This is a genomic window from Chitinimonas violaceus (assembly GCF_052601015.1).
Genome location: NZ_JBQXDJ010000003.1, coordinates 141,461 through 148,737 on the forward strand (window position 1 = coordinate 141,461; position 7,277 = coordinate 148,737).

At 53.7% G+C, this 7,277-nt stretch carries 8 protein-coding genes; 1 reads left to right on the forward strand and 7 read right to left on the reverse strand.

Features of this window, described 5'->3' with window-relative positions; translation table 11 throughout:
• Positions 1-80: 80 nt before the first annotated feature.
• The 7 genes from ACUHMQ_RS02285 to dnaX all read right to left on the reverse strand — a co-directional run bounded on the left by ACUHMQ_RS02285 (position 81) and on the right by dnaX (position 6,666).
• The gene (locus ACUHMQ_RS02285) at positions 81-1,814 is read right to left on the reverse strand and encodes a tetratricopeptide repeat protein (protein WP_445293822.1); all 1,734 of its coding nucleotides are present in this window, start codon (positions 1,812-1,814) and stop codon (positions 81-83) included.
• 80 nt (positions 1,815-1,894) lie between these two features.
• A complete protein-coding gene (gene minE, locus ACUHMQ_RS02290) occupies positions 1,895-2,158 on the reverse strand; it encodes a cell division topological specificity factor MinE (RefSeq protein WP_445293823.1) in 264 nt (87 codons plus the stop codon).
• Between the two features lie 3 nt (positions 2,159-2,161).
• Positions 2,162-2,971, reverse strand: a complete 810-nt coding sequence (minD, locus tag ACUHMQ_RS02295) for a septum site-determining protein MinD (RefSeq protein WP_445293824.1) — start codon at positions 2,969-2,971, stop codon at positions 2,162-2,164.
• Positions 2,972-3,036: 65 nt separating this feature from the next.
• Positions 3,037-3,771 carry a septum site-determining protein MinC gene (gene minC / locus ACUHMQ_RS02300; RefSeq protein ID WP_445293825.1) on the reverse strand — a complete coding sequence of 245 codons (735 nt, stop codon included), beginning with the start codon at positions 3,769-3,771 and terminating at the stop codon, positions 3,037-3,039.
• Between the two features lie 119 nt (positions 3,772-3,890).
• On the reverse strand, positions 3,891-4,487 hold the full coding sequence (gene recR / locus ACUHMQ_RS02305) for a recombination mediator RecR (RefSeq protein ID WP_445293826.1): 597 nt from the start codon (positions 4,485-4,487) through the stop codon (positions 3,891-3,893).
• Positions 4,488-4,515: 28 nt separating this feature from the next.
• Entirely contained in the window at positions 4,516-4,845 is a 330-nt protein-coding gene (locus ACUHMQ_RS02310) for a YbaB/EbfC family nucleoid-associated protein (protein WP_445293827.1), read from the reverse strand.
• A gap of 36 nt (positions 4,846-4,881) precedes the next feature.
• Positions 4,882-6,666: a DNA polymerase III subunit gamma/tau gene (dnaX, locus tag ACUHMQ_RS02315; protein WP_445293828.1), complete on the reverse strand. Its 1,785-nt coding sequence runs from the start codon at positions 6,664-6,666 to the stop codon at positions 4,882-4,884.
• A 55-nt stretch (positions 6,667-6,721) separates the two neighbouring features.
• On the opposite strand from dnaX, the gene ACUHMQ_RS02320 reads away from it, so the two are divergent.
• Positions 6,722-6,904, forward strand: coding sequence for an oxidoreductase-like domain-containing protein (locus ACUHMQ_RS02320; RefSeq protein WP_445293829.1), 183 nt, complete (start codon positions 6,722-6,724; stop codon positions 6,902-6,904).
• Positions 6,905-7,277: the final 373 nt, after the last annotated feature.

The following is a 7,277-nucleotide window of genomic DNA, read 5'->3' on the forward strand; positions in this document are numbered from 1 at the left end:
TAGTGATCCATATCTACGAGCATCTGCTGTGTACGAAGATACGCGAACACAAAGGTAATGGGCCGCAGGGAATCGACAAATCAGTACTGCTGCTGCGCACCCACTGCCGCCAGTTGCGCAGGGGTAAGCTGGCGTTTCAATTCTTCCAGGCGCAATCTGGCACCGTTTTCACGTTCTGAAGCCTTTTGCAGCCATCGATAGGCTTCCAATTTGTCGGCTGGGACACCACGGCCTGAGAGGTAAAGCAATGCCAGGTTGTATTGGCCGGTTGGGTTGTCCTGTTCTGCTGCCAGGCGAGAGTAGCGTGCTGCTTCAGCATCATCACGGCGTGCGCCACGTCCTGTCATCAGCATAAAACCAAGATAGGCCTGAGCTTCCGCATGATTCTGCTCTGCTGCACGGCGATACCATGCGACAGCTTTCTCGTTGTCCATTGGTACACCCTGGCCTTTGCGATAACGCAGCCCTAACTGGGTTTGTGCGGCGGCGTCTCCTGCTTCAGCTGCACTGCGCAGGTCTTCCAAACGTAACCCAGCCAGTGCTGTGGTCTCGGGTATCTGAATGGGAGCTGCAACGGTGTCTGCCACAACGACAGGTACTGGGGGGGCCGCCGCTTCTGCAACTAGGGGGACTGGCGAGTTGGCTGGGGGCTGCATACTGGCATGTTGTTCTTTGGAGCTGAGCACGGCTGCGCCCACTACTGCGACCAGAATCAAACCGACACCGACACCAAGCAGTTTGCCTCGGCTGCCTGTAGGCACTGACTTGATATCAATGCGTGGCAGGGCACTTACTCTGGGTGAGAACTCATCGTCAAGCCGCACACTTGGTGGGGTATTGGCCAGCAACTGCGTCGCATGTAAAATCGGGGTGGGCTGCATGCTGAATACAGCACTGGTCTGTGGCGCATCGGGAATTACCAGTGCCCGTTGGTCTATCTCAAGCGACTCAAAAGCCTTGATACAGGTTTCCAGGCTGGTGAAACCGCCGGAAAGCACGGGTTTCTGCATCCGCTTGATCAAGGCAGGCAGAGCCTCCTGGTGAGCATCCTTGTAATAATCGATGCGGTGCAGGGAAATCTGTTTGAACCAATGACCCAGCGCGTACAAATCGGTGCGCCAATCAAGCGCGTTGATACTGAGCTCAGGAATCAACACGCTCTCGTACTGGTGTCGACCGGATTCGCTTAATTCGTACCAGCTGGTTTTGCCATGTTCACCGATCAACTTGGCATAGGTTTGCCAGTCACGGTGGATTGCTTCACGCATAGCAGGTGCGAGGTAGGCAGCATCGGGGCTGGAGAGGTCGATAAAAAGCGGCTTTTCAATCCGTTGCTGTGGGTTACGTGCTACACCAAAATCAAAAAGCTTCAGACTGTCAAAATCAATCTCACCACGGTCATTCTGCGTCATCACCATGATGTCTGGTCGTAAACCGCCATGAACGAGACCGAACCGACCTAGATGGGCAAGGGCGCGCAAGCTGGCCAGTATAAGACGCACCAGATCGCTGGAACGTTGAAAGGGGTGTTCCAATTCCCCGACCGGTGTGGCAAGCCAATGCGTAAGCGGATGGCCGCTCGCTTCGCTCACCAACATACGCCGGTCAAGATCCACCGCGACAAAACGTGCCGCGTAACGGCTGTCACGCTGAAAACCTTGCAACATCCGCGCTTCATGGCACAACCAATAATCGGAGGAAGGGTGCTCCATCGATAGTCGTTTGCACCACCGCTCGGTGTCGCGCTGGCTGAGGAACTTGTCGAACTGTACCGGCCGTTCGGCCTGGACAGGGATTTCGGCGTGATCGGTCATGGTGGCGAATCGTGACTCCGGTTCTTTAGCCGGTTTTGCGTTTGACTCTTGTAGGAAGCCGGCTACCCAGCTTCCCTCGTTTAGCGCTTCGCAGTCTCTGGCAGAACGATATTTACTTCCAGTACATCGTAGTCATCTTGGCGCTCCAACGACACTTTGATGTCATCCTGGCCAACTGCGACATACTTGGAAATGACGGCCATCAGCTCACGTTGCAGATCCGGCAAGTAATCGGGGCTGCCGCGGCTGCCGGCACGTTCATGCGCCAGAATGATTTGTAGTCGTTCCCGCGCTACGGAAGCAGATTTTTTTTTATTGCCTAGCAGATAGTCAAGAAAAGACATGCCTTAGCCCCCAAAGAAGCGTTTGATCCAGCCCTGTTTTGGGGCTTCGACAAAGCGCATGGGACGTTCCTCACCCAAGAAACGGGCGATGACGTCTTTGTAGGCTTCTGCGACGTCTGTGCCTTCCAAATGTATGGCTGGTGTACCACTGTTGGACGCTTGCAGGACGGATTCGGATTCCGGAATGATGCCAATCAACGGAATACGCAGCAGGTGTTGTACATCGTCGAGCGACAACATCTCACCAGCCTCTACTCGCTTGGGTGAATAGCGGGTGATCAACAGATGGGCTTTGATTGATCCACCTTCTTCCGCCTTCTTGGATTTGGCATCGAGGATGCCGAGTATACGGTCGGAGTCCCGTACCGAGGACACTTCCGGGTTGGTTACGACGATGGCTTCTTCGGCAAAGTACAGCGCCAGGAGCGCACCGGTTTCAATACCTGCAGGCGAATCGCAGATGATGTAGTCAAAACCGTCAGCAGACAGTTCTTTCAATACTTTCTCGACGCCATCTCGGGTCAGCGCTTCTTTATCGCGGGTTTGCGATGCCGGCAGGATAAACAAGTTGTCGCAGTGCTTGTCTTTGATCAACGCTTGACGCAGTGTGGCTTCACCTTGGATGACATTGACGAAGTCGTATACGACGCGGCGCTCACATCCCATGATGAGATCAAGGTTACGCAAGCCGACATCAAAGTCGATCACTGCGACTTTCTTGCCGCGTAAGGCGAGCCCGGATGCGAAGCTTGCGCTGGTCGTAGTCTTACCGACCCCGCCTTTTCCGGAGGTGACGACAATGATTTTTGCCACGTTGGTTTTTCCTGAATTTTCTAAATGGAGTGCGCTGGCAGGCAACGCTGCAATATCGTTAGGCATCAGTCTAGGTCCATGGCTTCCATCACTAACCGGTTTCCATCCAGTCGAACTTGGGTGGGCAGGCTCTTGATGCTGGTGGGTAAGGGCTCGTCGATGGCGCGGTAGACCCCGGCCACTGAGAGCAACTCAGCTTCCATACAGTGGGTAAAAATTCTTGCAGAAGAATCGCCACGCGCGCCGGCAAGGGCTCGCCCACGGAGTGGGGCATATACGTGGATATTGCCATCGGCAATGACTTCAGCACCGTGGCTGACCAATGCCAGCACGATCAAATCACCGCCGCGGGCATAGATTTGCTGTCCGCTACGCACTGGTTTGTCGATGATCATCGTGCCACTGGGTGAATGAATGGGTTCTGGCGCTGCTGTGCGCGCAGTGGGCTTACTTTCCTTGACAGAGGCAGGCAACGACACTAGGCCGGCATCGGAAATGGCTGCAGGGCTCAGCCCTCCATGCCCCCTGACTGCCAGAGGTTGCATGCCACTACGCCGCAATAAGGCGGCCAAGGCGGGCAAATCGGGTGAAATTGCGTTGATGGGCCAATCGCTCAGGTCGATCAACGTTGCTTCACCGCCGAAAAAATTATCGCGGCCGCCAAGCTTCTGCCCTAACGCTGTTTCCAGTGCAGCGAAGTCGGCGGTCTTGGGGCTGAAGGCGATGAGGTTAAGCGCAGTGCTCTTGATCTCAAAAGGCACGGCACTACGTGTTGGGGCCGGTTTAACGGAGGCGGTCATCTAGTGCGCTCTGTGACGGCTTAGGATTAGAAAATTGTTGCGGGAGTGTACTTGGTTCACGGCAATTACTTCAACAAGTTAAGCCTTATGCGCCAGATAGTTGGAACCAGTTCGGCAGCCTAGAGGCTACGGCGCTCGATCAGGGCTTGGGCAAGAGTACTGCTGTCCACATGTTCGAGCTCACCGCCCACGGGCAGTCCGCGGGCGATACGGCTGACATGCAGCCCTTGGGCACGTAACAATTCGGCGAGATAGTGCGCTGTCGCTTCACCCTCTACGGTGAAATTGGTAGACAAAATGACCTCCTCTACCAAGCCATCCTTTGCGCGCGCCAGCAGCTTTTCGAAGTGAATATCATTGGGGCCAACGCCATCTAGTGGGGAAAGCCTGCCCATCAAAACAAAATACCGGCCTTTAAATACGAGGGTCTGTTCCATGCGCAGCAGGTCTGCTGGCATTTCTACAACGCAGAGCCGCTGGTCATCACGCGTCGGATCGGCGCAAAGTTCGCATAGCTCATGTTCGGTAAAAGTGTTGCAACGAGCACAGTTGCGTAAGCTGGTAAGGGCATTCGCCAAAGCATGAGCTAATTGACTTGCACCAGCTTGGTCGCGTTGCAGCAGATGGTAGGCCATACGTTGGGCAGACTTGGGCCCAACGCCTGGCAATACCCTTAGTGCGTCAATCAGTTGATTGAGCGGGGAAGGGGTCTTCATACAATACAGAATTGCAATCGCTGTTTAATCAGAATGGCAACTTCATACCAGCTGGCAGGTTTAATCCGGCAGAGAAACCCGCCATCTTTTCCTGTGAGGTTTGCTCGGCGCGACGCAGTGCATCGTTAAATGCAGCTGCAATCAGGTCTTCAAGCATTTCCTTGTCGTCGTCGATCACACTTGGGTCAATGCTGACGCGTTTCACGCTGTGATGGCAATTCATCACGACCTTGACCATGCCTGCACCAGCCTGTCCTTCAACATCGATGTTGCCCAGCTCTTCCTGGGCTTTCTTCATGTTTTCCTGCATTTGCTGGGCTTGCTTCATCAAATTGCCCAGGCCGCCTTTATTGAACATGGTTACTCCTTGTTTGGTTGAATGTTGAAGGGATGCTCAGGCTGCATCCGTCAGCGGTTGTATGGTCTCGGGCAGGACAGTTGCACCGAATTCGGCTATCAGGGTCTGTACAAATGGGTCGGCATTCAGGGCGCTTTCCGCTTCAGCCAACCGAGCAGCACGTTCACGTTGCTGGAGCGCTGCAGGTGTCGCCTCAGCTGTCCCCCCTACACTGATCTTGACTGTGGCGCGTGCACCAAAGTACTGCCCAAGCGACTGTTCCAACTTCTCGCGATATTCGGGACCAGCTACAACTCGGTAACTGTCTGGCACGGTTAACTCGAAATGCAGTCCATTGAATGCGCTCAGTTCTGCATGCTGAGCCAGCATCCCGGCCTGACCGCCAAGTTTGATCCGCTTGAGCAAGCTTGGCCAATTGCCATCGAAGCTTGGTTGAGTTTGAACAGTAGAAATATCACTTTGAACGTCATACGGCCGAGGTGCTGCTTCTGTAGCAGGTAAACTCTCCCACGGAGGAGGGGGCTTGGCTTCTTGAAGAGCTGCTGCAGCGACTACCCCTGAAGATGAGGGAGCGAAATTTGTGTCTGTTTTCTGTGAAGGAGACTGTAGTGTCGACCCCGTCGTCGGTACTGCGTTCGGTTTCGTTTCTATTGGCGCTGCGTGCTGGGTAACAGGAATGGGCGTAACGGAGTTTTGCTGCTGATTGCCTGGTAACGCCAAATTGGGTGTCAAGTGGCGGCTGGGTGAAAAAGCCAGCATGCGCATCAACGTCATGCTCAAGCCCGCAAACTCATCGGGTGCCAATGCCAAATCCCGTCGGCCATGAAGTGTAATCTGATACAGCAACTGCACCTGCTCTACGCTGAAGCGGGGAGCCAGCGCCTGCAGCGCTGAGTATTGAGGATTGTCTGGCATGATGGCTGTTGGTACTGTCTGCATCAATGCAAGCCGATGTAGCAACGAGGACAGCTCTTGCAATGCGGCATCACTGGCAATACCTCGTGCCGCCAATTGTTCTGCTGAAGCAATAAGCTTTGTACCGTCTTGATTTGCCAGATGCTCAAGCAGGTCATACAGGTACGATTGGTCTACTGCCCCCAACATTGCGCGCACGCCAGCTGCTTCGACTTTGCCCGAACCGTATGCGATAGCTTGGTCGAGTAGCGAAAGCGCATCCCGCATGCTGCCAGCCGCTGCGTGGCCTAACAGCTGCAGTGCGTCCATGTCATACGGTATGACTTCCGCATCCAGAACTTGTTGTAGATGCTTGGCAACCTGTGGGGGTAGCATCTGTCGTAAGGAAAACTGAAGACAACGTGACAGCACAGTCACCGGGACTTTTTGAGGGTCAGTTGTCGCCAGGATGAATTTTACGTGGCCAGGTGGTTCTTCCAGCGTCTTCAGCATTGCATTGAAGGCACTCTTGGAGAGCATATGCACTTCATCAATGATGTAAACCTTGAAACGCCCTTGGGTCGGCGCATATTGTGCGTTGTCGAGCACCTCGCGGATGTTATCGATACCGGTGTTGGAGGCCGCATCGATTTCCAACAGGTCTACAAAGCGGCCGGCATCAATTTGCAAACAAGCATCGCAGTGCCCACACGGAGAGGCGGTAACGCCGGATTCACAGTTGAGTGACTTGGCGAGAATGCGGGCAATAGTGGTCTTACCGACACCACGAGTGCCTGTAAACAGATAAGCGTGATGCAAGCGCTGGCTTTCCAGCGCATTGCTTAAGGCTTTCACCACGTGTTCCTGGCCGACTAATGTCGAGAACGATTTCGGGCGCCACTTGCGGGCGAGAACTTGATAAGTCATGCAGGCAATTCTAACAGAAGCTGTTTATTCGTCCTGTGAGTAGGAGTATTCAAAGATGGATCCAACGCAAAATAACAAGATTGACGATCCGCGCCCTGTTGCGCCGATCGCTCCCTCTCCAAATGAGTGCTGCAATAGTGGCTGTGATCCCTGTATTTTCGATTTCTATAGCGAGGAGCTGCAGGAATATCGGCTTAAGTTGGCGGAGTGGGAGCTCAGGCAGGCCTCAGGGGTGTAGATACTAAACTTATATAGGGAAGATTTGTGGGAATTGGTTGTGCAATCAAATTTGGCGTGTTTGAAGCAACAACCTGCTCACTGTTTTCGTAGTCATGTTTGGGCTGTTGCAGGGGTGTGCGAAGCATTTTGAATAGCTGTTAGAAACTATTGAAAGTCAGACTTACTTAAAAATCAGCGAGTTGTTGATAGGTGAAGGTTTTGGGGTAAAAAAAGTGTTGTGTGGGAGTTGACGAGTGTTGGGGCGGTGCGTATAGTTCGCCTCTCTGCTGCTGACGCAGACAAAAACGAAGCGAAACTGATGAGTGTAGCTGAGTGGGTCTGAATAGGCAAACGCTCTTTAACAAGATACAGCCGATAAGCGTAGGCGCTTG